The following is a 25,751-nucleotide window of genomic DNA, read 5'->3' on the forward strand; positions in this document are numbered from 1 at the left end:
GATGAACAAAGAGACGGTGACACGCACGAGCAAATGGATCAAAAGGAATGCACGACCACTGGAAGCGGCCCGTTGGCATGCATTGATGGAGGGCGGTTTGAAGAGTGAAGTCATCCATTACATACGCGCCTTCCAAAACGAGGATGGAGGTTTCGGTCACGGCATCGAACCGGACTTTTGGCTGCCGGAATCTTCTCCGATGGCGACATGGGCTGCCGGGCAGTACTTGTACGAATTGGATGTCGCTTCTAAAGAACGTGTCGTCCTTGATATGCTTTCCTACCTGCTTGCTACGTATGATGAAGAGACAGGCATGTGGCCCTCGGTCCTTCCTGAGCACAACCATCATCCTCACGCCCCGTGGTGGCATTGGAAAGAAGGCATCCAGGAAAATTGGATGTTCAACCCCGCGGCGGAACTCGCCGGTTTTCTCATCCACTGGTCGTATGAAGACAGTGAAGGGGCGAAAACGGGATGGGCGAGCGTAGAAAAAGGCGTCGCCCATTTGATGGCGGTCGATCTGATGGACTTTCATGAAGTCAACTGTTTTCAACGGTTGATGAATGTGCTGTTCCGTCATAAGGACAAAGTCGCTGCCCACACTCCTTTTACATTCGAAGAAGTGAATGCAAAAACGGTCCTGCTTGCCGAGCGGTCTATAGAGAAAGATCCGCAGAGCTGGGGAAGCAGCTACAAACCGCTGCCGCTCGATCTCATCCATTCACCCAAACATATCCTGGCTGAAAAGCACCCGAGACTGTTGAAGGAAAACCTGGACTTTTACTTGGAAACGATGAACGAGGATGGTGTCTGGGACCTGTCGTGGGATTGGGGCGATGACTCTGAAGCTTTCGCCGTCAGCAAAAGGCAGTGGCAGGGGATCTTGGCCGTGGATCGCTATCAGAAATTGAAAGCCTTCGGCCGTTTGCCGGAGTGATTGAAAGAAGGAAACAGGAAATGAAAATCGTAGACTTGCAGCACCTATCCACCGCAGACAAGGTGGATTTTTTTCATACCCATTGGGGTGGAACAAAGATGGTCATCTCAAGCGGTGTGTATGAATGCCTGGATCTTGCCGGCTTTGCAGCATTGGAGAATGACAAGATCCTAGGGTTGGTCACCTATATCAAGAAGGAGAGGGAGTGTGAAATCATCTCTCTCGACAGTTTGATAGAAAACAAAGGGATCGGAACGGCGCTCATTCAGGCTGTAGAAGCTGAAGCGGAGCGTATGGATTGCCATTCTCTTCGTGTCATTACGACGAACGATAATATAAGAGCCCTCGCATTCTATCAAAAACGCGGATTCCGTATCCAGGAGATCCTTCACGATGCCGTTCAGCGAGCGCGTGAAATCAAACCGGAGATTCCGGTCATCGGTCATCATGGCATCCCGATCGTTGATGAGCTTTTGTTGAAAAAGGAGATTTGATGGTATGCGGAAGTGGCAGTTGGCAGGTTCCCTTCTGGTTTTAAGCGGCCCTGTGCTTATCCTTTCCGGCGTGCAGAATACGTTCCTCGTCCTTTTCCTCATGGTACCAGGACTCTTGATCGTCATGTTCCATGCCCTTTTAGAAAAGGACAAGAGTAGCTTACGGTGCAGGCTGGGGCTTCATACATATGAACGCGTGAGTTGGAAAGAGGGTGGCCCCGGGGAGATCATAGAATGCAAGCGGTGCAAAAGAAGAAAAGAAGTGATGAGAGGCTTTTAATATAGACAGTAAGAGGAGGAGCTGGAGTGGATCCATTGAAACTGGTTGAACCTACTATAGAGCTAGAAGAATCGTATCTTTGTTTTTATAAAGAATGGAAAGAAAGCGGAGAGGCGATGATTCCATGGGTGATTGAAAAAGATCCCACCAACTTTCACGACATGGTCCAGAACTTACATAATGACGCCAATGGGCTCGACCTGCCTGAAGGATTCGTACCGGGCTCGACCTACTGGCTCGTCGATCAAGAAAACAAGGTCATCGGAGCCGTCAATATCCGTCATTCCCTGACCGAACCACTAAGAAATGCCGGCGGTCACATCGGGTACGGGATCCGCCCGTCACAGCGCAGGAAAGGCTATGCGACGGAATTGTTACGCTTGTCCTTGGAAAAATCCAGGGAGCTGGGCATTCCAAGTGCGCTCGTCGTATGCGATGAAATCAACATCGGATCGATGAAGACCATCCTGAACAATGGTGGCGTGGAGGATCATGATTTCATCGAGGACGATGGGAATGTCGTCAAAAGGTACTGGATTGATTTATGAAATCATCCTGAAGGGGTGGAACGATGGAAGTACATCGAAAAGAAGGGATCGGGTCGGAAGGTGAAACCGCCTATACCCATATCCAAAATGGAACGGACCGCGTCTGCTTCATGTTTGCGGGGAGAGGGTATGGCTATGACCGCCCGCTTTTCTATTATACGACGATGAAACTGATCGAGGAGAAGTGGGACATTGTGCATGTACATCATGATTATGCCTCTTCTTTTTTTGAACAACCATGGGAGAGTATAGCGAAGCGCATGGAGCGGGACTTCTCTGTGGTCATAGAAGATGTTCTTGATCAAAAGGATGACTTTCATTTGTGTTTCCTTGGGAAATCGATCGGCACGCTGCCGATTGCTGAAGGGTTGATTCAAAAGTACCGAGGGGCCAAGTTCGTCCTTTTGACCCCTTTATTCAAGTACGACTTCTACAAAGACCCCCTCTCACAAACGAGCGCGGAGGTGCTGGTCTTTGTAGGCGATCAGGATCATCACTATATCAAAGATGTCGTGGAAAATTTGCAAAGACGGGCGAATGTCCGGATAGAACTCCTGGAAGATGCCGATCATTCGCTCGAGATAGCCGGAATGGATACATCCAGATCCATAGAGGTTATGAAAAAAGTCGTCGCATCCATCGGAGTGTTCATAAAGGAATAAAGGAGGCGTGAACATGAAAGGTTTGTTAATCAAAGAACCATGGATCGACATGATCCTCAATGGAGAAAAGACATGGGAAATCCGTGGCACGAACACGAAGCAGAGAGGGACAGTCGGGTTGATCAAGAGCGGCACCAGTCATGTATTCGGAACGGTGGACATCAAGGATAGCCAATCGTTGACGGAAGAAGAATATGTGAAGAGCACACATTTGCACGGCATCGCGGAAGAGGATTGTAAAGAGCTGCCATACAAGCGTACCTACGCATGGGAGCTAGGGAATCCGGTCCTCTATGAAGAGCCGATTCCCTATACTCATCCACTTGGAGCCGTCATCTGGGTCGACTTGGACAAGGCGATGAAGGCGGAAGTTTGAATACCTACATAAACCAAAAGCCCATCCCTCACAACGAGGGATGGGCTTTTACTTAACGCGGAATCCATATTTTCGAAAAGTCGAAGTGACCGAACGACTGAAACCGTACGTCCTGAATCATCGGGTGGAACGTGCGGACTTTCACGGGATGGTATTGGAAAATCAGCAGGTACTGCTTTCGTATGTACGTTTCAATCTCATCCATCACCCGCTCACGTCCTTCATACGTCTTCTGTCTTTTGAAGTCCTCGAGTTTGTCATGGATCCACTGCAATCCCCAATCCGGGAAAAAACGCCGGAAGAAGAGGTTTTTATTGTAAAAAGCACCTAAAAAAGAGAGGTGCGGGTCGAGCGATGACACTTCTCCCATGAAGATCAAATCCACGTCTTCGCCCATGTCTTCGGCATAGAAGTTGGAAAAGTTGAAGGGGTGACGTTCGAAATGGATGCCATACTCCGCTCCTCTTTCCTCGAGCCACTCCGCTTCTTTCACTGCACTTGGAAATTCAAGGTGATACAGCTTCAACGATTCTCCCGCATAGCCGGACTTTTTCAAAAGCTCTGGAATCAACGCGCTCTTTTTCTCCAAATGTGTGGATCTTTTAGGTGCGAAGCTGCTGGCTTCCACATACTGATTCTCACCGGGCGGTTCAGTCGGATCACCGAAGGCGTGCCACCCGAAAGCGTCCGCCATCCTTCCGATATCCAGAAGGTGATAGACGGCTTCCCGGAAGTAAGGGTTCTGGACGATGTTGTCTTTATGAAAATTGAACGTCAGGAAGCGGAACCCGGTCTCGACTTCATGCTTCTCGGCAGGATTCACATCTTCCCCGTCTGCCACCGTGAAATTGATGATGCTTGCCGCTTCCTGGGAAACTTTGAAAAATTGGACTTCATCCAGTAACGGACGTTCTTTGAAATACCCGTCAAATGCAGCGAGGACGAGCTTGTTCTCTGTGCGCTCTTTCAAATAGAAAGGTCCGGTTCCGATCCACTCGTGTTCATCGAAGGGAGTTCCGGAAGGGAGGGTGCACAGGTTCGATGCCGCCATGTATCGCGGGAAAAATGGGTTCGGTTCGTCCAAATGAATGATGACTTTATAACGGCTCGGGCAATCGATGCTCCGGATGCCTCCTGTCAGCCATGATGTGGAGGCTTCCGTGTTCATCGCTCTCGATAATGTGAATTGGACATCCTCGCTTGTCAGCTCTTCGTCATTATGGAACCGCACCCCTTTTCGTAAATGGAAGGTCCACGTCTTGGACGAGTCGTCGGCCTCCACATGATGAGCGATGTGGGGGAGGACTTCATCCTTTTCCGCATCATATTTTAGTAGCGGATCGCCGAGCTGTTCGATCAGATGGGCTTCGAACGTGATCGAGACTTCCAGCGGGTCGAGGGTAGTCACCGATCGTGCCATGAAAGCATGGAGCACGTCTTTCGGACTGCTCTGTTCTCTGTAGCTGAACATTTTGCGGATATCATAAGACGCTTTGGCAATCCACGACTTCGGGATCGGCAGGCGCAGCAGGTGTGCCGCCTCATCCAGTTCGTCCCGCTCGACACACGCGGTGACGAAATCCTCCACTTCCTTTTGAAACGGTTTCGGAAAAACGAGGGTCGACCGTTTCCCGCGCCCTTTGCCGGGAATGTACGTCAGCTTTCCATTCGCTTCCAGTTCTTTTAAAATTCTCTTCGCATTCTTTTGAGAGCAATACCAAATAGCTTCAAGCTCTTGCAGTTTGAACGCGATCGTTTGGGCTTCTTCCCGTTCATACAGGGGGGCCCTCAGTGAAAAATACCGTTCATCAAGCATCGATACACCTCCTAAAAGGGGACATATTTTTCTAAATTGTACCCTTTTTACCCCTTTTTGGAAAGTCCATAATAGAGGGAACGAAGGGGGAGGTCACATGTTCAAAGAATTGCATCCTAACATCCGGATCCGCATTTATACATCCTTTCTAAGCCGGGTCGTAGGGGCGGCTGTGTTTCCATTCATGGCCATCTATTTTACAAAAGAAATCAATGCGACGGTGGCGGGCGTTCTGCTGCTGGTTCAAGTCGCGGCCCAGTTCCTGACGGGTCTTTACGGCGGGTACCTGGCGGATATCATCGGACGGAAACGCTTGATGGTGACAGGGGAGATCCTGAAACTTGCGGCTTTCATCGGCATGTTCCTGGCGAACTCTCCGTGGTTCCAATCCGCATGGGTGACGTTTTTCATGCTGCTGCTCATCGGAATAGCCGGAGGACTTGTGAACCCTGCGGCCGAGGCGATGCTCATCGATGTCAGCACGAAAGATTCACGGGCGTTCATGTATGCGATCAACTACTGGGCGATCAACATGTCGATGATGATCGGACTCATGATCGGCGGCTGGTTTTTCGAGAGGAACCTGTTCGAATTGATTGCCGTCCTGTTAGCCATCAGCTTGTTGACGCTCTGGATGACGAGCACGAAAATCACCGATACATACGTTGTGAGCGAAGAGAAAGTGAGGGAAGGGTACGGGCTGAAGCCGGTTTTGAAAAATTACAGCCTCGTCATGAAAGATGTCCCGTTCCTCGCGTTCACGATTGGCGGGATCGCGATCTTAGGCATCGAATTCCAGCGCAACAATTTCATTTCCGTACGTCTCGAACAGGACATCGCTTCAAATATGATGGACCTATTCGGACTGTTTTCTTTTGAACTGGACGGCATCCGGCTGCTCAGCTTGCTGACGGTCGCGAACACCTTGTTCATCGTCCTGTTCACCTCGCTATTCTCGAAATGGATCAAAGGGAAGAAAGAAGAACCGATTATGCATGCCGGCTTCGCCTTGTTCGGGCTTGGGTATGCGTTCCTTGCGTTCAGCAATCACATCCCCGGCCTTTTCATCGCTGTCATCGTCCTATCGATCGGTGAACTGCTGTATGTCCCCACGAGACAGTCCATCCTTGCTGATATCGTCGATGATACGCGCCGGGGAGCTTATATGGCTTTCAACGGACTGGTTTTCCAGTTCGGAAAAATCCTCGGAGCCTTGGGAATCATCATCGGGAATGTCATCGGAGGGTACGGCATGGCTGTGCTTTATGTCGGGCTTGTGTTCGCAGGCATCCATTTTTCCAGAATGGCGATCCGGCGCAGGAAATCACCGGAAGAAATCGTTCTTGAGGCGAGTGGTTCATAAGGAGAGAAGACAGGAGAGGGAGCCCTCTTCTGTCTTTTTTTGGATAAATTAAGATGAATTGCTAATAATTTGAAACGAAAGGCCATGCCCTTCCGTATGGAATGAGTAAGAGCATCAGAACGGAGGAATCGTTTATGGAAACCATCAAAAAATATCTAAAACCATTATTCTTGGTAGGGATCCTACTATTATCTGTAGGCTGCACCAATTCGGAAGACGCAGAGACCAATGCAGAAGTAAACGGAAGCGAAGAAAATATTCGGACGATTCTGGAGCATACCTTTACTGGGCCTGATGAAGAACAGGAAAAAATCATCAACGGGTATGATGGTGATACAGAAAAATTAGCCAAGGCGTTGAGTGATTATAACGAGGAACATTTCAAACCTTATATGAGCGAGCGTTTTTATGAAAATTACGCCGTAAACACGAATGGAGGAATGACTTTTCTAAGGATGGCGTACCCCGATAATCAGTTGGAAGTCGAGGACATAGAACTGGAGGAAAAAGACGACTATTATACCTTCACAATGGATGTGTCCTATACGAATAACAACAGCAATAAGAGTGAAACCATGGAAGTTAGAGGAAACGCACAGACCAATGAAGAAGATAAATTAACGAGTGTTGAATTCAATAATCTTGAAGATATTCGCACAACCCTGGAGGGAACAGAATAGAGCGATGGCAAACAGCCCCCGGCTAAATACCGGGGGCTGTTTCATGTTACAGCTGTCCATCATACCAGGAAAAATAACCGAAATAGAGCGAGATTGCAATCGTCACCCCGAGCATTCCGAACATCATCACCGGAAAAAGCCAGTCTTTCCGCTGCACGTTCATCGGACGGTAAAAGGTGCGGGCCTTCGCACCGGTGAATCCTTTCGATTCCATCGCGATCGCTGTTCGTTCCGCTTTCCTTATCGCGCCGGCCAGGAGGGGAATCGCAAACCGTTGATACTGAAGAAGTTTTTCCTTCCATGAATCCGGTCGGTTGACGCCGCGGATGCGGTGCGCCGCGCGGATCTGTTGGAATTCGGTCTTCAACATCGGCAAAAAGCGATACCCTGCAAGGACACCGTATGCGATTTTCGGTGGCAGTTTCAACTGTTGGATTAGACTAAGGATGAAATGGACCATGTTGGTCGTGAACAGGAACAGCAGCGACAGACTGGCGAACGCAAGGACCCTCAGACCGAGAGCCGCCGCCGTCCATATGTCTTCCGTTGGAAACTCCATCCCGAGGAATGAAACCGTTTCGGAAGTCGCGGAGGCGGTGTCCGAAAAGACGATTGTCGTCCAGAACATCCCGAAGGCGAAGAGCGTGAACGGAATGAAATAATACAGGTAGTATCTTTTTTTGAACGACCCGAACAGGAAGGTCACGATGACGGTCCACACGATGTAGAGCAAAGGCGTGACCGGATCGAACACGAAGGCGAGGAGGAAGACGGCACCGATGATCGTCAATGTTTTGACCGTCGGATTTACGTTATGAAGAAACATAAGCAGACTCCTCTCGCTTCAAACCGGCACGCTTCCATTGTTCTCTTGGAGGCAGCTCCAGGTGATGGTCCGTCAAATCAGGGCAGGCCCAGAGTTCCTTCGGCTGTCCGTCAAAGCTGAGTTCGCCTTCGTTCATGACAAGCACTCTTGTCGCGTATTTGTCCACGAGCTCCATATCATGGGTGATCATGACGATCGTCGTCTCGTTTTCATGTTTTTCTTTGAGAAGGGACATCAAATCTGACGTCGATCTTTCATCCTGTCCGAACGTCGGTTCATCAAGGAAAAGCATCTGCTGATCCTCGACAATCATCGTGGCGACACTCAATCGCCGCTTCTGTCCCTGGCTGAGCAGGAAAGGGTGCTGATTCTCCAGTCCATCCAGCCGGCAGAACTTCAATGTTTCCTCGACAATCCGTGTCCACTCCGCTTCCTTCATCCCGGCATGCTGGAGACTGAAAGCGACTTCCTCATAGACACTATCCGTAATGAACTGGTGTTCCGGGTTCTGAAAGACATATCCAATTTCTTTCCGCATCTCATTCTCTTTCCATTTCTTGAGGGCGCGGCCGTGCAGGGAAACCGTCCCCTTGCTCGGAGGCTGGATGCCCGCTAGGATTCTTGATAAGGAAGATTTTCCGCTCCCGTTTTCCCCGACGATGGCTACCCATTCTCCCTCATGAAAATTAATATGGATGTTCCGCAAAATCGATTTCCAATGCACATTCTCTGTTTTCAACAACACCTTACCAGCAGATTCCGCAGGAGGATTCTCTGGGAAAGCAACAGCCGGCATTTCTCCGATGTGAAGCGGGTAGGGAGGCGTCCATTCCTGTTCCAGAGCTGTCCTTGTAGCATAAGGAAGCTGGATGCCCATCTCATGAATGTCCCGGGCGTAGGTTTTCAAATGGTCGTGAAGCGGACCATCGTAGGCGAGCTCCCCACCTTCATTAATGATGAGGACCCGATCCAACAAGTCCAGCCAGCCTTCCAGCTTATGTTCGATGACAAGCAGGGTGAAAGAGAGCTCCTTTTTCAACCTCTTCAAAAGCTGGATGAATTCCTTCCTCGCCACCGGATCCAAATTCGCCGTCGGTTCATCGAGGATCAACACCTCAGGTTCCATCGCGAGAATGCAGGCAAGGGCGACTTTCTGCTTCTGCCCGCCGGAGAGGCTGGAGATGTTCTCCGTTTTGAAAGCTTCCATTCCGACCGATCGTAAAGCCCTATCCACTTTTTCCACCATCAACGCATAAGGGGTATTCAAGTTCTCAAGCCCGAAGGCCACTTCATCCTCAACAGTGATCATGCAGAACTGCGTCTCCGGATCCTGGAAAACGACGCCGACGTTCTGTGCCATTTCACCAGCGGGGTAGGAGTCGGTCCTCCGTCCTTTCACATGGATTTCTCCCTCCATGGAACCGTCGAGTTCTCTCGGATAGAGTCCATTCAGGCAGTGGGTGAGGGAGCTTTTCCCCGACCCGCTCGGACCGAGGATCAGCATGCTTTCTCCTTCATCGATGGAAAAATTCAGCCGGGACAGCACAGGCTTTCGCCTTTCCTCATAATGAAGGGTGAGGTCCTCGACGCGTATCACTTCCTGACTCATGCCGCATGCTTCCTTCGGTGTTCTTTTCCGAGAGCGAAGCTTGAGAGGACACCCGTTTTCGCTAAGGCGTCACTGAGCGCTTTGCCTGCGACACCTGAAATGATGGCGCCGCTGATGATGCGGGCGATGAACATGGCGGCGACGTACCCGGTACTGAGTGCTGCATAACCGGATAGGAAGTAACCCCAGACGAAGCTGAACACAGCGGCCATTACACCGGCAAGCATGAGGGTGAACAGGTCATAACGCTTGTACCTCGTCATCGCGAAGGCCGATTCTGCGCCGAGCCCCTGGATCATCCCTGAAACAAGAAGCATCGGGCCGACCGCATTGCCGAGCAGCACTTCGACCGCGGCCGCAATCGTTTCCGATAAAAACGCGGCACCGGGTTTGCGGATGATGTAAGCCGCGATGATCGATACGATGAACCAGATGCCGAAGATGAGGTCATAGCCGATCGGTCCGAAAAAGCCGACGAGGATTTTCCCGACCGGAAGGAAGGCCAGGTACACGACCGCAAAGACGACAGAAAGGACGGACATGACGACGATTTCTTTCAGTTTCCAGCTGTTCATGAGCGATCATCCTTATGGGAAGGGCTGTTGGCAGAGACCGTCACGGTCATCACCGTATGCGATGAGCCGCTCGCTTCCGTTTCCCTGAACACATCCTCAAGCCCTGTGAAAATGTCGCGCGTATCCCCGTCGAGACGGGTCGAGTAGTGCGCAGGCGTGACTTCAACGCCTTTTTCTTTCATCGCTTGTATCTGACGGTAGATCGTGTCCATATAATCGCCGCCACCCATCGGATACAGAGAGAACTTCGCCGCAATCCGCTGTTCGATTTCCCTGGATTGTGGTTTGTTCAACCGTTCCTCCGACTCATCCATATGGACATCGCCGGAAGAATCCCCCGGGCAGCCAATGGAAAACGTTCCTTGAAAAGCGACATGGACACCCGTTTTCGCGATATGTAATAAAATCGCTTCGGTGACATCGAAGACATGTTCCATCCGGCCACGCACGGTCGTCGTGACGTCATCCGTCTTCATCCACACTTTCGAGCTGTCCACCTCACGTAAGCTCGCTTTGATGTAATCCACGAAATTGTCTGCCATCGGGTGTACGGAAAAAGAGCACCCCGCGATTCTTGATGTTCCACATTGATGATCCATTTCGAATTCCTCCTTTTTTGAGCACAAAAAAACTGCATCCCACGGGAATGCAGTCTACCACTCATAAAGGAAGAACCAGTCTGGTCCTTGTGAATGACGACCGCACTTCCCCACGCTAGTATTATCTAGTTCGGGTTCCAAGGGTCGGAAATTTTCCTCTCAGCCGCTTCAAGCAGCTCCCCCAGTGCAAAACGCGTATGCAGTTCTTGTACGTTGCTTCCATCGTAGCCGAGAGTCATAGATTTGTAAACCATCTTTTGCTAGAAAATAAAAGGACCGGTTCGCTCAAAAGCGGATCCGGTCCATGCCTTATGCTTTTGACAAGCGTAATTTCATCACGTTCTGATCTATGAAACAATCAATATACGGTACGCGTTCATAAGGATAATAAGTGACGGAGGTCGGCGTCACATCCATTAGTTGATAAAGGTCCTCTGTTGAAGCCACATCATTCAACACCAATTGGACGTCTTCACCAGTCAACGAGGAGAACTTGGCCGAAGTGTAACCTTCATTTTTCATAAATTGGAGTAGATCCATTGTAGTCTCCTTATTATCTGACCTTGAACCTTACATTTTCCCTGAATAGCATTAGTTGAAACATAAATCTACAGAAATCAATTAGCGGCAACTCTCTAACTGTTATTCTACTATAATAAGGTGCAGGAAGGAAGCAAATAATTTCGACAATAAACCAGGTGCTTCGTCGCGCCTTGTCGCATCAATAATAAGGGGAAATCATCAAGTAGACGATGACGCCGGTGAGACTGACATACAGCCATAACGGCATCGTCCATCGCGCGATTTTCCGGTGCTTGTCCACCTTCATCGCAAGCCCGCGGAACAATGTAAGCAGGGCAAGAGGCACGATGAGTGCAGCCAGTACGATATGGGTGATCAAGATGAAATAATAGATCCCTGCGACAATCCCTTCACCGCCGAACGATGTCGACTCCGCCATCGAATGGTACGTCAAGTACGAAACGAGGAAAAGAGCCGTCGACGTGAAAGCAGCGAAAATGAAACGCTTGTGCCACTTGACGTTTTTCCTGATGATCATGAACAAGGCAGCAAGCAGGAAAACGAACGTAAAGGAATTCAAGACGGCATTCAGGAGGGGAAGGAGTTTAATATTGAATCCAAGATCCCCGTCCACTTTCGGTAAAAACAATAAAGCTACAACGATGAGGTTGATAGCGATGGAAAGCCCCACGACCCATGGGACGTAATTGAATTTTTTCATGGTATCGATCCTTTCTAAAAGACACTTGATATAGAATCCTAGTCAAGTATAAAGAAAGTGAGGGGAGAATGCTATGACAGAAAACGCACAATTTGTCGAACAAGCATATTCTGATTGGGAATTAGGAAATAACGAGGATTTTAAAAAGGAAGGCATTGAAAAAGAGATGGGGCAAAAGCTCCATCTCTTTTTCGTCGTTCTGGGTGAATGGGCAAACCGATGACGACGAAAACCCATAGGATACTACACAGAAAGGAGGGACTTCGATGTCCGAAAGAAACTTGTTCCTCAGATTCATAGGCACAGGCCTTGAACTCATCGTATCCGGATTCCTTGCCATCCTATATACAGCCACACAGGACACAGGTCGCGGCTTTGATCCGAACCCCGTCTTTTGGAAAGCCTTCATCATCATCCATGTCTCGCTTCTCATTCTTTTCCCGCTGCTTGCAAAAGGGAGGACGATCGGCATGCTGTTGACGCACCTCACCATCGAAACGAATGCAGGCAAGTCGCCGACCATCATGCAGATTTTCATCCGTGTCATCCTTGGATTCGGTCCGGTCATCCTTACCCAGGGAATGTGGTACTGGATTTCCTTCGTCACCGCTTTGATGGATCCGAAGGGGAGAGGGTGGAGTGAGATCATATCCTTTACGACGATTAAATGGAAAGAGCCTCCGTTGGAATAAGTGGCTCAGGCTACCGCTGCTTTGCGGTACCGGAACAGACTTGCTCCAATAAAAATGAATGTGATCAACACAAGGATCCACATCGTATCACGGTAAGTAGAAAAGGATAGGGGCTGAATCCAATCATGGTAAAGTTCGATCGCGAGCCAGCCGATCGGGAAAATCGGTGCCGCTTTTGCATAGGAAGCGTTCACCACTGCCTTTCCTTCCTCCGTTTTTCCCTTCTTCCCCCAGGTGAAGCGTAAAAGATAAACGAGAGCTACTAGGAAAATCGGGGTCAATAAAAGTCCTACAAACATCATTTTTCTTCCCCCTTTCTTAACTGTTCATTAATGGTTTGATCCAAGTAATCGTCCATCGGATTTCTCTGTCCGAAATTTTTCAGTCCGTTTCCGATAAAGTAGCCGGCTAAGGCGATTCCTGCAGCCAGGATGACGGCGTCCAGTGAAAATTCCATCTTTAACATCCTCCGATTCGTTTATTATCACTATGCTATACGTTTAGGAAGGAGGAAGGTTTCAATGAAGGGTTCTCTTTTTAGAGAAGACAGAAAATTCCCTCACTTTATTTACGAGGGAGTCCTGAGATGGTAAAATTTATCATTGTAGTGAACTAAAGAATACAAAGGAGAGAGGGCAATGGGAAACGATCTACTCTATGCAAAATCATATTTTGAGAGACTGCCGGAACTTGGGGATTTGGCACCAGAAGCGTTCAAAGCTTTTGTAGCGTTTGATAAAAAAGCGCTCGAACCAGGAAAGCTGAACGGTAAATTAAAAGAATTGATTGCTGTAGCGGTAGCTCATGTGACGGGATGCCCTTACTGCATCGATTTGCATGTGAAAAATGTGAAGAAGCAGGAAGCGACGAAAGAAGAAGTGTCAGAGGCAATCCTTGTAGCAACAGCACTTAAAGCAGGTTCATCGATCGCACACAGTGTAAATGCGTTGAATACATACGATGAAAAAGGCGACGATGCTTTATACAAAGCCTCTTACTTCGACCGTCTGAAAGAACTTTCCAACCTTAATGGGGATGCGTTCCATGCCTTTGTCGATTTTGATCAGCAATCCATGAAAGACGGAGCGATTTCCGCTAAGGATAAAGAGCTTATTGCCACAGCGTCTGCTCACACAACTGGCTGTCCTTACTGCATCGATGTCCATACGAAAGGTGCGAAGAAGCAGGAAGCTTCAAAAGAAGAGGTAGCCGAAGCCATTTTTGTTGCCACGGCTTTAAAAGCAGGTTCGGCTCTTGCTCATAGTGTGAATGCTTTAAATGCCTATGATGATGAGTAAGAGAATGATGGATAAGTAAATAAAAATTTTCAGAGGCGATTCCTTAATCAAGGGATCGCCTCTATTACAACTCAGCATGCTGAAAAGTGCCTGCCTCCAACTTCGCTAAGCGGTTGACGTGGTGGGGCAGGCTTTTTTATAAAAACTCCCCGATCTTCTTTCACTGCATTTAGCTGGACCTTACAGTTCCCCGTTAGAAAAATTGACCATTACTTTCATCCCAGTAACTATCTGAAATTTACGACAATTACTACTATTATCGTATTTACCAATATCCTAGAGTCCTGTACACTTTAATCGAAACGTTTCACCAATCTTTGAAAGGAAGTGTTTTTTTGAAAAAGAAGGTTTCTTTTTTATTCTTGGCATTTATCCTGGTGATGAGCGTCACCGCACCCGCTGCGACGATGGCGAAGCATGGTCAGAAATGGAAGGAATTTGTTTTATCGAAACAATTGGAAGCGATTTCAAAGAAAACGTACCGGTATTTTGAAGATTTTACAGTAGAGGAAACAGGACTCACTTATGATGCTGTCAGATATGATGAGAACGGGGAGAGGACGGCACAGAAACACACCTCGCCAACGAACATCGGAATCTACATGATGAGCACGATTGCAGCTGAAGAAGCGGGGCACATTTCCCGTGATTCAGCGGTTGATAAAATCAAAACAACTTTAACGACGCTTGAAGACATGGAAAAATGGAACGGCTTGTTTTATAACTGGTACAACACCTCAGATGGTTCTCTTTATACGGACTGGGGCGAGTTCATTTCAACCGTAGACAATGGCTGGCTTTCTGCAGGGTTGATCGTCGTCGGACAAGCGTACCCGGAACTCTATGATCAGTCCAATGATATCGTACAGGATATGGATTATTCCACGCTCTATACGCCTGAAGTCGGGCAGATGAGAGGCGGATATGATGTCGCAGCAGAAAGCTATACGTCCCACCATTACGGAGCGTTCTACACAGAACCTCGTGTCGCCAGCTACATCGCGATCGGTAAAGGGGATGTTCCTAAAGAACATTGGTGGAAGATGTACCGCACGATGCCTGACAGCTGGGACTGGCAAGCCCAGAAGCCGGAAGGATATACGACGACGTATGATGGTGTGGAAGTGTTTGAAGGCCACTATTCTTACAACGGTAAAAAGTATGTACCAAGCTGGGGAGGAAGCATGTTCGAAGCTCTCATGCCACCTCTTGTATTAAAAGAAAAAGAACTGGGTAAAGATGCACTAGGACTGAACAATAAGCGTCATGCGGACATTCAAATCCAATATGCCAAAGAGGAAGGATACGCAGCCTGGGGAATGTCGCCTGCTGCGACGCCGGAGGATTATTCTGAATTCGCCGCTACACCGCTTGGCATGGATGGATATAAATCAGACGGCACGGTAACCCCTCACGCCACTTTCCTGGCTCTTGAATATGCACCGATGGAAGCATTCAAAAACATCCATCAATTGAAACGTTTCGATACTTATAGCAAGTATGGCTTCTTAGATTCCGTCAATGTAGAAACAGGGGAAGTGACCAACGCTTATCTCGCTCTCGACCAGGGCATGACGATGGTTGCAATCATCAATTACCTTAAGGATGGGGTAATCAGAGACTATTTCCATGAATCAGACATTGGACACGGTCCTGAAGAGCTACTGATCAAAGAAGAATTCTCCATCAAATAATAAATAACCCGGTGACTCTCAAGAGAGAATCACCGGGTTTTTTTATTTGCTTCTTACAGAAGAGCGTTTCACAAATTCTGTGGTAAGGTCAAACGACTGATCCACCTGCTCTCCTGCGAGCATTTGAAAAATGGTATGGACCGCTAAAGCTCCTGCTTCATACTTCGGTTGCTTGACGGTCGTCAATGGGGGGTTTACATACTCCGATAACTGGATGTCATCAAATCCTACGATAGAAACGTCATCCGGGATGGATATTCCTTTTTCTGCGAAAGCCTGAAGGCCGCCGATCGCCATTTCATCATTGGCATAAAACAGCGCATCTGGCAGTTGCTGCTGGGCAATGAGCATTTTGGTTGCGCGGTATCCGCCATCACGAGTGAAATTCCCACTTATTTTAAAGCGCGATTGGAACGTAATCCCATGTTCTTTCAAGGCATCTGAAAAGCCTTTGAACCGTTCTTCATTGTCATGGGAATCGTGGGGACCGCTGATATACCCGATCGATCGGTGTCCATTTTCAATCAAATGTTCCGTGGCTTGATAGGCGCCATGGCGGTTATCGACTTTCACATGAATCGCAAACGGATTTTGGACTTCACGATCCAGCACGATGATCGGGAAATCTTCACGTGCAGACTCCTCAATCAACTGGGTACTGACATTATTCGCAAGGATGATCGCTCCGTCCACTCGTTTCTCCCGCAGAAATTTCGTGGCGGTGGATCGATCGCCGCCCAGGGAACTGCAGGCGATCAAATCATACTGATGGCTTGCGGTCACTTCCTGGACCCCTTTGATCAATTCAGAAAAGTAGGGGCCTGACATATCACTCAATATTAAGGCGATCGTATTTGTTTTGGTCCGCTTCAGATCGGAAGCGAACCCGTTCTTCTGATAATTCAACTCTCTAGCGGCTTTGAGCACTTTTTCGATCGTCGATGCACTCACTTTTTGATTGCCATTCAACGCATAGGAAGCGGTCGAAAGCGCAACCCCTGCGCGCTTAGCCACATCTTTAATTGTAGCCATATTAAATCCTCCATCTGTCTATTCGTATAATTAATTATAACAGTTTTTACAAGAAAACCGACTTATTTGATGCCTGACATGGTAAAACCTTCCACAATATACTTTTGGAAAAAAGAGAAGATGATGATGATCGGTACAACCATGAAAGCAGCCCCCGCCATTTGCAGGGCGAAATTATTCGCATACTGCCCCTGCAGCAGGGAGAGTCCGACGGATAAAGTGTAAAGACTTTCATCATTGGCGATGATCAACGGCCAAAGGAAACTGTTCCAACCCGCGATGAAGGTCAGAATTCCCTGCACCGCAAAAATCGGTTTCGCGATCGGCATGACCAGCCGGAAAAAGATGTAGAATTCCCCGGCGCCATCCAGCCTTGCCGCTTCAATCAGATCGTCGGGGATCGTCGTCATGAACTGACGGAACAAAAAGATGCTGAAGGCGACAGCCAAGCCCGGTAAGATAATCCCTGTCATCGTATTCGTAAGACCCATCGCATTCAGCAACAGATATACAGGAATCATGGTGACCTGACCGGGGATCATCATCGTCGCCAAGACGATATAAAACACTTTTTCCCGGCCTTTGAAATCATACTTAGCGAAACCATAGCCTGCCATCGCATTGAACAATAATCCGAGGAAAGAGAAGAGTACAATGACGAGCGTATTCCTCAGGTACACGGCAAAATTCATATTGGTGAACAGGTTGATATAATTTTCAAGGGTCGGATTATCCGGAATGATGGTCGGCGGGATGGCCAACACTTCACTTTCAGGCTTGAAAGAGCTTGAAATCATCCAAATGAATGGAATCGAAACGAGAATGCCTCCCGCTACCATAATAAAGATGACAAGCGCTTGTTCCCATTTGTTTTTCTTAGTCGCTACTGCCATAACTGCTGGAACTCCCTTCTATTAATATTCCGTATCTGATTTTCTGAATTTGAATTGGAGCATCGTTACGATGATGATCATCGCGAAAAGCACAAAGGACGCAGCGGCCGCATAGCCGAATTCGCTGAATTGGAAACCTTCTTTGTAAATGAACAGGGCAATGGAAATCGTGCCGTCCAATGGTCCGCCATCGGTCATGACGAACGGCTCTTCGAAAAACTGCATCCAGCCGATCAGGGTGGTAACGGTTACGAAGAACGTGGCGTAGCGCAGGAGCGGTAACGTTACGTGAAAGAGCACCTGCAAGCGGTTCGCTCCATCCATTTCGGCTGCTTCATAATAGGATTTAGGGATTCCCTGCAAAGCGGCGAGGAAGATGATCATATTGATCCCGATCCCTTTCCAGACCGCTAAGATGATCAGTGAGATCTTAGCGATGGTCGGTTCCTGCAGCCATGGAACATTTTCAACTGTAAGTAAAGAGAGTAAGTAGTTGAACAAGCCGTACTCTGTGTTGTATAAATAACCCCAGATCACAGCGACCGCAATGATGTTCGTGATTGAAGGCATGTAGTATACGGCCCGGAACATCGTGAACAGTTTGCTTGTCCCGTAATTCAGCAGCAAAGCGATGGACAATGAACAAATGATGACTAATGGAACACCGATGACGACATAAAAGATCGTATTGAAAATGGATTTGATGAATTTATCATCAGCGAATAGGGATTGGTAATTTTCAAGACCGATGAAGGAAATCGAAGACCAATCGGCCAGACCTTTCAAGTTCATATCCGTAAAACTGATGAAAAAGGCAATAAGAATCGGAATCAAACTGAAAAGGGATAACAGTAGAACAGCTGGAGATATGAACATATAAGGATGTCTATTTTTTAATTTCATGAAAACCCACCTACCTTGTCGTGACATGGATAAAAGAAGATGGAATGGGGGTTCCATTCCATCCTGCCATGTGATGTTTTATTCTTCGATCAAGCTTTGAGCTTCCTGGTTGAACTCCTCAAGCTCTTTTTCTACGTCAGCGCCACCTACGGTAATGCGTTCGATATGAGCCAGTAGTTCCTGGGCAATTCTTTCAAACTGTTCGGTCTGCAAACCAGGCTTCGTATTCTCCAGCTGTTCGCCGAATGTTGCATACATCGGATTTTCCTGCATCACTGGATCTTCCCACGCTTCCGTACGGGAAGGGAGGGTGTTGGACTCTTCCAACCAGCTCAACTGTGTATCCACATCCGTCATATAGGAAATGAACTTCAAGGCGCCTTCCACGTTATCGGAGCTCTCAAAAATGGATAGATTGGCACCACCCATGCTGGACGTATTCGTTTCTTTGGTAGGCATGACAGCTGTCGACCATTTCCCTTCAAGGTCCGGAGCCTGGTCATTGATGATATTGATCATCCAAGGGCCACTGAAGAACATCGGTTTCGAACCATCCTTGAAAGCTTCTACGATGTCTTTTCCTTCCTGCTTCTGACTGATTCCTTCTTCGAAATAACTCGTATAGTATTGGATCGCTTCTTTGAATTCCGGAGAATCAAAATTTAACTTTCCTTCCTCAAGGTTCGCTTCATAACCATTCTGCCACGCGAAAATGAAAGGAGTGATCTGATCATTTCGATCGATGTCAAGACCATAGGAATCTTCGCCACGGTCCGCTAACGTTTGAGCCGCATCCTTCAGCTCGTCCCACGTTTTCGGTGCTTCTTCATAACCCGCTTCTTTCAAGATATCCTTCCGGTAGTAAATGACCCGTGTATCGGCATACCAAGGAATTCCTACGACCTGGTCGTCATGTTCCATCGTTGTTACAGAACCATCGAAGTAATTTTCTTTTGCAAAATTCGGGTAGTCTTCCATGTATTCAGATAAGTCCAGTAGAGCTCCTGCTTCTGCAAATTCCGGTACCCAGGTGGTACCCAGCTGAACGACATCGGGTCCATTTCCTGAGGCAACCGCTGTCAACAATTTGTCATGGGCTGTATCCCATGGAATAGCTTGCACATCGACCGTCAAACCTTCGTTCTTTTCCTCGAAATCTTTACTGAACTCTTTCAGTTTTTTTCCTTCTTCTCCCATCGCCCACACCGTTACCGTGTTTTCATCCCCTTCAGAGGATGAACTGTCTGAGCATCCTGCCAACATCAATGATGTCATAACAACTGCGATCAACAACCATAGTTTTCCCTTCACATAAAGCACCCCTTTTTGAAAAATTAAAGTTTATTGAAACGTTTCGATAACTGTATTATAATTTACTTTGTATCCGCTTTCAACTACTTCTTTGATTTTTCTAATAAAATTTAATAAACCTTAATTAATGACTATTTCAAAGCAGTTGACGGATAAGATTGGTGGCATTATACTGCAGTTATATTTTATTGAAACGTTTCACTAACTATTATATTGAGGGGGAACATTCATGGCAGAACATCATCTGAAAAACTTATTGGATCAAATGACCGTAGAAGAAAAAGTAGGGCAGCTCGTCCAATTGGCCACACCATTTTTTAAAGGAGCTTCCGATCGGGGAGAAATTACAGGTCCGATGGTTCACATGAATATAGATGAAGAAGATATCAAACGTACAGGTTCGGTCCTAGGAGCTTCAGGAGCGAAAGAAACGATCAATATTCAAAAGGTTCATATGGAAGAGAGCCGGTTAGGGATTCCGTTGTTATTCATGTCGGACATCGTTCATGGGTTCAAGACCATCTTTCCTGTCCCCTTAGCGATCGGCTGCTCCTGGGATATGGAGCTGGCTGAAAAGAGTGCTTCCATTGCAGCTAGAGAAGCGGCTGTCGCGGGCGTCCACGTCACATTCGCTCCGATGGTGGATTTATCACGGGAACCGAGGTGGGGACGTGTCATGGAAAGTACCGGGGAAGACACCTTCCTGAACAGCCAGTTCGCCCGTTCATTCGTCCGGGGGTTTCAAGGAGATTTGGAAAATGATCCTTATAAAGTAGCTTCATGTGTCAAACACTTCGCTGCCTATGGGGCACCGGAGGGCGGCCGTGATTACAATACCGTCGATATGTCCGAATGGCAGCTGCGTGAAAACTACCTTCCCGCCTACAAGGCTGCGTTAGATGAAGGTGCTCAGATGGTGATGACAGCTTTCAATATTTTAAATGGCATGCCATCGACAGGAAATGAACCGTTAATGAGAGGACTTCTCCGGGATGAATGGAACTTTGATGGTGTGCTCATCTCTGATTGGGGAGCGGTGAAGGAATTGATCCCTCACGGCGTCGCAGAAAATGAAAAGCAGGCAGCAGAAAAAGCGATGAAAGCGGGCGTCGATGTCGAAATGATGACATCCTGTTACGTTAATCATGTAGAAGATCTGATCGAAGAGGGGACATTGGAAGAAAGCATCCTCGATGAAGCTGTGCTGCGCATCCTGCAATTGAAACAGAAACTCGGATTGTTCGATAATCCTTACCGGGGAGCGAGTGAACAAGAGGAAGAAACCCATATCCTCTCCGCTGAAAACAGAAAAGCATCCCGTGAACTGGCCACAAAATCGATGGTGCTCCTGAAAAACGAACAGACCCTGCCGTTGCAGCAGGATCAAAAAGTCGCACTGATCGGTCCGTTTGCCGAAAATACCGATATCCTCGGGCCATGGTCATGGGGAGGTTCAGCCGATGATACCGTTACCGTTGCTTCCGGCCTCTCCCAATACTTAAATGAAAGCCAGCTCCTAACTTCAGCCGGATGCGGCATCGAAACGGGAACGGACGAACAAATGGAAGCCGCATTGCAAAAAGCGGAACAGGCGGAATCCATCGTTGTAGCGCTTGGGGAGCATTCCGATATGAGCGGGGAGGCTGGCTGCCGGGCAGACATCCGCATTCCTGAGATCCAGCTAGAGCTTCTGAAAAAAATCAAATCATTAGGCAAACCTGTCACAGCCGTCCTTTTCAATGGTCGTCCCCTTGATCTACGGGAAGTCATCGAGAACGCCGACGCCGTCATTGAGGCGTGGTATCCAGGAACCGAAGGCGGGAACGCGCTTGCCGATCTCCTGTTCGGCGAAGTGAACCCTTCGGCTAAATTGACGATGTCGATGCCTTATTCCGTCGGACAAGTGCCGATCTACTACAACCGTTACAATACAGGCCGTCCTAAAGGCGCGCCAGATGCGCAGGAGCGCTATGTCTCTCAATATCTTGATATCCCGAACGAACCATTATTTCCATTCGGCTTCGGAATGAGCTACAGCCGATTCGATTATGACGAACTTACGATCTCCTCTAACCGGATCCAACAAAATGAGTCGTTGACTGTTTCTGTTCAAGTCACCAACACAGGCGACTATGCGGGAGAAGAAATCGTTCAGTTATATGTAAGAGATCTAGTTGGAGAAGTTGTCCGCCCGCTGAAAGAGCTGAAGGATTTCGAAAAGGTTTATCTCCATCCTGGTGAGAAGAAGGTCGTCCAATTCACTCTGACAGAAGAGCAGCTCAGGTATTATCATGCGAACATGGAACATAAGAGTGATGCCGGGGAGTTTGACGTTTTCGTAGGGCCGAACAGTCGGGATACGAAGTCTGAAAGATTCTCGCTTATTTAAATATCTTTACTTCAGAACCACATGGGATTTTCCGTGTGGTTTTTTAGTTGAAATTTATAGGGTCATGAATGCCTGTCCATTAAAAAATAAAAATGTTTTTATAATGACTTATTTCATGGCTTTTAGTAAATATTAGAGGTTGAAACAGGAGGTGAATGCATGAAAATCAAAGGACCGATTTTATTAGGCATTTTAATTGCAGCGATTTTGAACGGTTGCGCTGGCAACGAACCAAATGAACCGGAAGATGTGAATTACCAGCCGACACGTTATGACCAGGACGATCAAAGAAACCGTTTGGACAGAGATGATGGCGAGGATACGAGGCCTGATGTTGATTATCCGATCATCGATAGAGAGGACCAGGAGATCGAGTTTGGTGACAGGGAAATTGATCTTGAGGACCCTTTTGATGAAAGAACTAATAATGACGATAACAACCGGGAAATGGATGAATAACTGATACAAAACCTCGTTGTACATCAGAATAGCCCTGGCGTATGCCGGGGAATATTTCGCCCTGTGGAATTTTTTGGGAGTAATATTCTTTGTCATTTTTAAGCTTTATAGTATGACTAAAGACCTTCATTTACCAGTTTACTTCTAATGCCCGTGTGGTAACATATACATAATCAGAACAAACGTTCGCGCTTATGTTAAGGGAGTGATCATCAATGAATGGCGTATTGAGAAGGGCTTTAGAGGAGAAACAACAACTGGAACTCATCTACATGGCTGACCAAGGAAAGATCTCACAAAGGGTCATCCGCGTAGTATCCATCAAAGAGGAAACCGTTTTGGCTTATTGCTATACTCGTAAGACTGTGCGGTCGTTCAAGCTCGCCAATATTTTGTCTGTAACCCCTTATAAAAAGAGGGAGAGCTATAAAAAGACACTTTGAAATCCTGTCATCGAAATATGGTGAATGTACGGTTGCTCTAGTGGAAACTAGAAAAGGTACATTAGAATCGTTGAGATTTGCAAGAAAATAAGTATGTAAAAAAAGAACCACAAAATAGTGGTTCTTTAGTCTTTCATGGATCCTGCCTCACGCGATGTCATGGCGCCTATCCCTGCGTTTACATCCTTTTGAATTTCCTGCTTTACTTTATTTGGATCTGTCCCGGAACGGCCTGGATTCAATGGTTCCGGATTCTCTCTTCTTCCTTGTCCGACCTCAATTCCTGCCTTTGGCTGGTTCGTTGCCATTACCCATCACCTCCATATTTGTAGGTTTAGCGACAACTCAAAAAATAATCAGATGTATAGACCTTTCCTTCCTCGGGGGAGGGATGAGTGGTGTTTAAATGAAAAAAACACGCCTACTAATCTTGCGTACTTGAATGTGAAGGAGAAGATTTTTCCTCTACCTCTCTCAGTTCCTCTTTCAAAGCCGCATGATCAAGATCATCACCAATAAACACTAAATTGTTTTCCAAATTTAGAGGAGAAGGGGTGAAGCTTGGCATTCCATAAGCATATTGAAAAAGTTGAGTTCCTGCTTGACCTGTCAGTCGTATATATCCCTTAATACGATAAATCTGCTCAGGCATGGACTTCAAGAAGTTTTCAAATCGTTCCTGGTTAACGGGAGAGGAGAATTTATGAACATATGTCTTAATATGAAGATGGTCGATCGTTTGTTCTTTTTCATGGTCACGCCTTTGTTTAACCTCTATATTTGAAAAAGTATCCCGGGGAACTTGAGCGTGTTTAGCTGCAAGCACCTTACCACCAGGGTTTATCTCATTTAATTCTCTCATCAATTTCTCTTTATTTCGTATTGTAAGCTGGTCTGATTTATTCAATATGACAAGGTCTGCATGCTTGACTTGTTCTGTAATCAGCTTTCTGAGTGGGATTCTGAGGTTATGCCGTCCTGCCCAACTATTGGGATCGACCATGGTGATAATCGAATTCACTTTAACTTTATCGGATAAAAGGGGCGTTAAACACGCATCTAATACCTCAACCGGGTGTGCAACACCTGTCGTTTCTATATAGAGGACATCCAGATCATGTTGGAACAGGATATCCGAAATTTGAGTTTCCAGTTTATCAGAAAGTGTGCAGCAGACACAGCCGTTTAACAGTTCTTTTAAAGGGGTGCCCTCAGGCAATGACTGGGTATCAATCGGCAGTTCGCCTGCTTCATTCATGATCACGCCTACTTTTCGTCCTTTTTGATATTCTTCTTCCAGTATTCTCTGCAATAGCGTGGTTTTTCCTGAACCTAAGAAACCAGAAAGTATGTGGATGCCGGTGAGTTCCATTCATAGACACTCCTTGTGAAGTAAGTAATAAAGTTTGGATAGTCTTCTTCCTATCTCCTGATTGAAAGTACCTGAGATCGCCGAATTATGCAAACAAGTGAATCACTTTATCTATAGTCATCTTTTTTCAATCCTTCGGGAAGCCTTAATGTTTTTCTGTGAGCAGGGGCTTCCATCGATCATTGCCATTATCCTGATCGATATATCCCAGGCCGGGAAATGGGTAATGACATACAAAGAGCATGATCCCTTGCTGCTTAGCAAAGTCCATGATGGCTTTTCTCGTTTGACGTCCCTTTTCCGGGGAAACTTCCAACCCGATATGCGATGGGAGATGATTGAGGGTTGAGGGGTCATTCAATAGATCAGAGACAATGAGAAGTCTTTCATTTTCTGAATTCACCATGACAGAAAGGTGCCCATGGGTGTGTCCCGGCGTATGAAGGAGTTTGATTCCTGGAAGTATTTCGATGTCCTTATGTACCAGGGTGATGGAATCCTCCAATTCAGAGAGGATTCTATATTCTTTTGAACTTTTCTTATCCGCCCACATTTCCCACTCTTCCACCCGCAGGTAATGGTTTGCGTTGGGAAAGGAAGGTTTCCCGTTAATCACAGCTCCTCCAATATGATCTAAATGCCCATGAGTTAGAATGACCTCATCAATGTCTTCTCTGCAAATTCCGTGTTCAGCTAAAGAATGGAGCAGTTGACCGGCCTCCTCACATTCCCCGCCAAACCCTGTGTCTATGAGAATATTTTTATCTCCATATGAAAGGTGAATAAAGTTGAGAGGAGCATGAAATTCAGCAGGGAAATTTTGAACGATAGGATCAGGTGTATGAGCGAAAAAGAAATCTTTCGTTACCGGCATTCCCCCATCAGAAATCACCAAAGCGTTGAAGTCTCCTATGCGAAAAGGGTAAGTATTCATTATAAACCTCCTATAAATATATAAACCACTCGAAATAAAAATGGGACATCTTATTCAGATCATCGTTTTTTATAGTTTCTAAATGCTTAGGAACACCACTAAACACATGGCTCTTCCTTTCGTAATACGCGCCTTAAAATAAATGATTGATCTTGTCACCAGCATTGTTACAGCTGCCGCCCATACAAATCATTGGATGATTGGTTTTGCATATGTCTTGTGTAGTCATTTATTTCCTCCCGCAATATTATAAATAGTAATAATTACTATTTACTTTGGGGGATTTTCATTCTAACTTCATTTCATTAAAGATGCAACAAATC

Annotated in this window: 31 protein-coding genes and 1 riboswitch; of the genes, 15 read left to right on the forward strand and 16 right to left on the reverse strand. The window is 47.0% G+C overall.

Annotation, left to right across the window (positions count from 1 at the left end):
- Nucleotide 1 precedes the first annotated feature (1 nt).
- Genes ACQ4XT_RS13820 through ACQ4XT_RS13845 form a run of 6 tightly spaced genes read left to right on the forward strand, consistent with a single transcriptional unit; the run spans nucleotide 2 to nucleotide 3,297 of the window.
- Nucleotides 2–937 carry a hypothetical protein gene (locus ACQ4XT_RS13820; RefSeq protein WP_446854175.1) on the forward strand — a complete coding sequence of 312 codons (936 nt, stop codon included), beginning with the start codon at nucleotides 2–4 and terminating at the stop codon, nucleotides 935–937.
- Between the two features lie 20 nt (nucleotides 938–957).
- Nucleotides 958–1,431, forward strand: coding sequence for a GNAT family N-acetyltransferase (locus ACQ4XT_RS13825; protein WP_446854176.1), 474 nt, complete (start codon nucleotides 958–960; stop codon nucleotides 1,429–1,431).
- Between the two features lie 4 nt (nucleotides 1,432–1,435).
- A complete protein-coding gene (locus ACQ4XT_RS13830; RefSeq protein ID WP_446854177.1) occupies nucleotides 1,436–1,711 on the forward strand; it encodes a hypothetical protein in 276 nt (91 codons plus the stop codon).
- A gap of 35 nt (nucleotides 1,712–1,746) precedes the next feature.
- Nucleotides 1,747–2,259, forward strand: coding sequence for a GNAT family N-acetyltransferase (locus tag ACQ4XT_RS13835; protein ID WP_446855683.1), 513 nt, complete (start codon nucleotides 1,747–1,749; stop codon nucleotides 2,257–2,259).
- A 23-nt stretch (nucleotides 2,260–2,282) separates the two neighbouring features.
- Nucleotides 2,283–2,921 (forward strand): alpha/beta family hydrolase, encoded by a 639-nt coding sequence (locus ACQ4XT_RS13840; RefSeq protein ID WP_446854178.1) that lies wholly within the window; start codon nucleotides 2,283–2,285, stop codon nucleotides 2,919–2,921.
- 13 nt (nucleotides 2,922–2,934) lie between these two features.
- Entirely contained in the window at nucleotides 2,935–3,297 is a 363-nt protein-coding gene (locus ACQ4XT_RS13845) for an ASCH domain-containing protein (protein WP_446854179.1), read from the forward strand.
- A gap of 52 nt (nucleotides 3,298–3,349) precedes the next feature.
- Here ACQ4XT_RS13845 and ACQ4XT_RS13850 read toward each other — a convergent pair whose 3' ends face one another.
- Nucleotides 3,350–5,113, reverse strand: a complete 1,764-nt coding sequence (locus ACQ4XT_RS13850) for an ABC transporter substrate-binding protein (RefSeq protein ID WP_446854180.1) — start codon at nucleotides 5,111–5,113, stop codon at nucleotides 3,350–3,352.
- Between the two features lie 97 nt (nucleotides 5,114–5,210).
- On the opposite strand from ACQ4XT_RS13850, the gene ACQ4XT_RS13855 reads away from it, so the two are divergent.
- Both ACQ4XT_RS13855 and ACQ4XT_RS13860 read left to right on the forward strand, forming a co-directional pair.
- On the forward strand, nucleotides 5,211–6,476 hold the full coding sequence (locus tag ACQ4XT_RS13855) for an MDR family MFS transporter (protein WP_446854181.1): 1,266 nt from the start codon (nucleotides 5,211–5,213) through the stop codon (nucleotides 6,474–6,476).
- 101 nt (nucleotides 6,477–6,577) lie between these two features.
- Nucleotides 6,578–7,156: a hypothetical protein gene (locus tag ACQ4XT_RS13860; RefSeq protein WP_446854182.1), complete on the forward strand. Its 579-nt coding sequence runs from the start codon at nucleotides 6,578–6,580 to the stop codon at nucleotides 7,154–7,156.
- Between the two features lie 46 nt (nucleotides 7,157–7,202).
- Here ACQ4XT_RS13860 and ACQ4XT_RS13865 read toward each other — a convergent pair whose 3' ends face one another.
- From ACQ4XT_RS13865 to ACQ4XT_RS13890, 6 genes are all read right to left on the reverse strand, one after another.
- Nucleotides 7,203–7,982 carry an energy-coupling factor transporter transmembrane component T family protein gene (locus ACQ4XT_RS13865; RefSeq protein WP_446854183.1) on the reverse strand — a complete coding sequence of 260 codons (780 nt, stop codon included), beginning with the start codon at nucleotides 7,980–7,982 and terminating at the stop codon, nucleotides 7,203–7,205.
- On the reverse strand, nucleotides 7,969–9,591 hold the full coding sequence (locus tag ACQ4XT_RS13870) for an ABC transporter ATP-binding protein (RefSeq protein ID WP_446854184.1): 1,623 nt from the start codon (nucleotides 9,589–9,591) through the stop codon (nucleotides 7,969–7,971). The genes ACQ4XT_RS13865 and ACQ4XT_RS13870 overlap by 14 nt, the downstream gene beginning before the upstream one ends.
- Nucleotides 9,588–10,166, reverse strand: a complete 579-nt coding sequence (locus ACQ4XT_RS13875; protein WP_220584962.1) for an ECF transporter S component — start codon at nucleotides 10,164–10,166, stop codon at nucleotides 9,588–9,590. Before ACQ4XT_RS13875 ends, ACQ4XT_RS13870 begins: the two co-directional genes overlap by 4 nt.
- Nucleotides 10,163–10,765 carry a YkoF family thiamine/hydroxymethylpyrimidine-binding protein gene (locus ACQ4XT_RS13880; RefSeq protein WP_446854185.1) on the reverse strand — a complete coding sequence of 201 codons (603 nt, stop codon included), beginning with the start codon at nucleotides 10,763–10,765 and terminating at the stop codon, nucleotides 10,163–10,165. Before ACQ4XT_RS13880 ends, ACQ4XT_RS13875 begins: the two co-directional genes overlap by 4 nt.
- A gap of 90 nt (nucleotides 10,766–10,855) precedes the next feature.
- Nucleotides 10,856–10,958, reverse strand: a riboswitch (TPP riboswitch).
- 116 nt (nucleotides 10,959–11,074) lie between these two features.
- A complete protein-coding gene (locus tag ACQ4XT_RS13885; RefSeq protein ID WP_446854186.1) occupies nucleotides 11,075–11,305 on the reverse strand; it encodes a hypothetical protein in 231 nt (76 codons plus the stop codon).
- Between the two features lie 181 nt (nucleotides 11,306–11,486).
- Entirely contained in the window at nucleotides 11,487–12,008 is a 522-nt protein-coding gene (locus ACQ4XT_RS13890) for a DUF420 domain-containing protein (RefSeq protein ID WP_220584959.1), read from the reverse strand.
- A gap of 73 nt (nucleotides 12,009–12,081) precedes the next feature.
- Between ACQ4XT_RS13890 and ACQ4XT_RS13895 the strand changes: the two genes are divergently transcribed.
- Nucleotides 12,082–12,231 (forward strand): hypothetical protein, encoded by a 150-nt coding sequence (locus ACQ4XT_RS13895; RefSeq protein ID WP_446854187.1) that lies wholly within the window; start codon nucleotides 12,082–12,084, stop codon nucleotides 12,229–12,231.
- A gap of 43 nt (nucleotides 12,232–12,274) precedes the next feature.
- Nucleotides 12,275–12,700 carry an RDD family protein gene (locus ACQ4XT_RS13900; RefSeq protein ID WP_446854188.1) on the forward strand — a complete coding sequence of 142 codons (426 nt, stop codon included), beginning with the start codon at nucleotides 12,275–12,277 and terminating at the stop codon, nucleotides 12,698–12,700.
- 5 nt (nucleotides 12,701–12,705) lie between these two features.
- On the opposite strand, the gene ACQ4XT_RS13905 is transcribed toward ACQ4XT_RS13900, so the two are convergent.
- Both ACQ4XT_RS13905 and ACQ4XT_RS13910 read right to left on the reverse strand, forming a co-directional pair.
- Nucleotides 12,706–13,002, reverse strand: a complete 297-nt coding sequence (locus ACQ4XT_RS13905; RefSeq protein WP_446854189.1) for a hypothetical protein — start codon at nucleotides 13,000–13,002, stop codon at nucleotides 12,706–12,708.
- Nucleotides 12,999–13,157, reverse strand: coding sequence for a hypothetical protein (locus ACQ4XT_RS13910; protein ID WP_446854190.1), 159 nt, complete (start codon nucleotides 13,155–13,157; stop codon nucleotides 12,999–13,001). Before ACQ4XT_RS13910 ends, ACQ4XT_RS13905 begins: the two co-directional genes overlap by 4 nt.
- Before the next feature lie 181 nt (nucleotides 13,158–13,338).
- Between ACQ4XT_RS13910 and ACQ4XT_RS13915 the strand changes: the two genes are divergently transcribed.
- Both ACQ4XT_RS13915 and ACQ4XT_RS13920 read left to right on the forward strand, forming a co-directional pair.
- Nucleotides 13,339–13,998 (forward strand): carboxymuconolactone decarboxylase family protein, encoded by a 660-nt coding sequence (locus tag ACQ4XT_RS13915; protein ID WP_446854191.1) that lies wholly within the window; start codon nucleotides 13,339–13,341, stop codon nucleotides 13,996–13,998.
- A 335-nt stretch (nucleotides 13,999–14,333) separates the two neighbouring features.
- Nucleotides 14,334–15,692, forward strand: coding sequence for a glucoamylase family protein (locus tag ACQ4XT_RS13920; protein WP_446854192.1), 1,359 nt, complete (start codon nucleotides 14,334–14,336; stop codon nucleotides 15,690–15,692).
- Nucleotides 15,693–15,734: 42 nt separating this feature from the next.
- Here ACQ4XT_RS13920 and ACQ4XT_RS13925 read toward each other — a convergent pair whose 3' ends face one another.
- The 4 genes from ACQ4XT_RS13925 to ACQ4XT_RS13940 form a co-directional block, all read right to left on the reverse strand.
- The gene (locus ACQ4XT_RS13925) at nucleotides 15,735–16,724 is read right to left on the reverse strand and encodes a LacI family DNA-binding transcriptional regulator (RefSeq protein ID WP_446854193.1); all 990 of its coding nucleotides are present in this window, start codon (nucleotides 16,722–16,724) and stop codon (nucleotides 15,735–15,737) included.
- Between the two features lie 62 nt (nucleotides 16,725–16,786).
- Nucleotides 16,787–17,617, reverse strand: coding sequence for a carbohydrate ABC transporter permease (locus ACQ4XT_RS13930; protein WP_446854194.1), 831 nt, complete (start codon nucleotides 17,615–17,617; stop codon nucleotides 16,787–16,789).
- Between the two features lie 21 nt (nucleotides 17,618–17,638).
- Entirely contained in the window at nucleotides 17,639–18,520 is an 882-nt protein-coding gene (locus ACQ4XT_RS13935; protein WP_446854195.1) for a carbohydrate ABC transporter permease, read from the reverse strand.
- 78 nt (nucleotides 18,521–18,598) lie between these two features.
- Nucleotides 18,599–19,831: a sugar ABC transporter substrate-binding protein gene (locus tag ACQ4XT_RS13940; protein ID WP_446854196.1), complete on the reverse strand. Its 1,233-nt coding sequence runs from the start codon at nucleotides 19,829–19,831 to the stop codon at nucleotides 18,599–18,601.
- A 229-nt stretch (nucleotides 19,832–20,060) separates the two neighbouring features.
- Here ACQ4XT_RS13940 and ACQ4XT_RS13945 point away from each other — a divergent pair, with 229 nt between their 5' ends.
- From ACQ4XT_RS13945 to ACQ4XT_RS13955, 3 genes are all read left to right on the forward strand, one after another.
- On the forward strand, nucleotides 20,061–22,220 hold the full coding sequence (locus ACQ4XT_RS13945) for a glycoside hydrolase family 3 N-terminal domain-containing protein (RefSeq protein WP_446854197.1): 2,160 nt from the start codon (nucleotides 20,061–20,063) through the stop codon (nucleotides 22,218–22,220).
- Nucleotides 22,221–22,379: 159 nt separating this feature from the next.
- Nucleotides 22,380–22,679: a hypothetical protein gene (locus ACQ4XT_RS13950; RefSeq protein WP_446854198.1), complete on the forward strand. Its 300-nt coding sequence runs from the start codon at nucleotides 22,380–22,382 to the stop codon at nucleotides 22,677–22,679.
- A gap of 215 nt (nucleotides 22,680–22,894) precedes the next feature.
- Nucleotides 22,895–23,122, forward strand: a complete 228-nt coding sequence (locus ACQ4XT_RS13955) for a WYL domain-containing protein (protein WP_446854199.1) — start codon at nucleotides 22,895–22,897, stop codon at nucleotides 23,120–23,122.
- Nucleotides 23,123–23,247: 125 nt separating this feature from the next.
- Here ACQ4XT_RS13955 and ACQ4XT_RS13960 read toward each other — a convergent pair whose 3' ends face one another.
- The 3 genes from ACQ4XT_RS13960 to ACQ4XT_RS13970 all read right to left on the reverse strand — a co-directional run bounded on the left by ACQ4XT_RS13960 (nucleotide 23,248) and on the right by ACQ4XT_RS13970 (nucleotide 25,428).
- On the reverse strand, nucleotides 23,248–23,430 hold the full coding sequence (locus tag ACQ4XT_RS13960; protein WP_446854200.1) for a hypothetical protein: 183 nt from the start codon (nucleotides 23,428–23,430) through the stop codon (nucleotides 23,248–23,250).
- 116 nt (nucleotides 23,431–23,546) lie between these two features.
- A complete protein-coding gene (locus ACQ4XT_RS13965) occupies nucleotides 23,547–24,494 on the reverse strand; it encodes a CobW family GTP-binding protein (RefSeq protein ID WP_446854201.1) in 948 nt (315 codons plus the stop codon).
- Nucleotides 24,495–24,639: 145 nt separating this feature from the next.
- Complete coding sequence (locus ACQ4XT_RS13970; protein WP_446854202.1) at nucleotides 24,640–25,428, reverse strand: MBL fold metallo-hydrolase; 789 nt, start codon at nucleotides 25,426–25,428, stop codon at nucleotides 24,640–24,642.
- Nucleotides 25,429–25,751: the final 323 nt, after the last annotated feature.

The organism is Halobacillus sp. 12SKB (assembly GCF_052941655.1).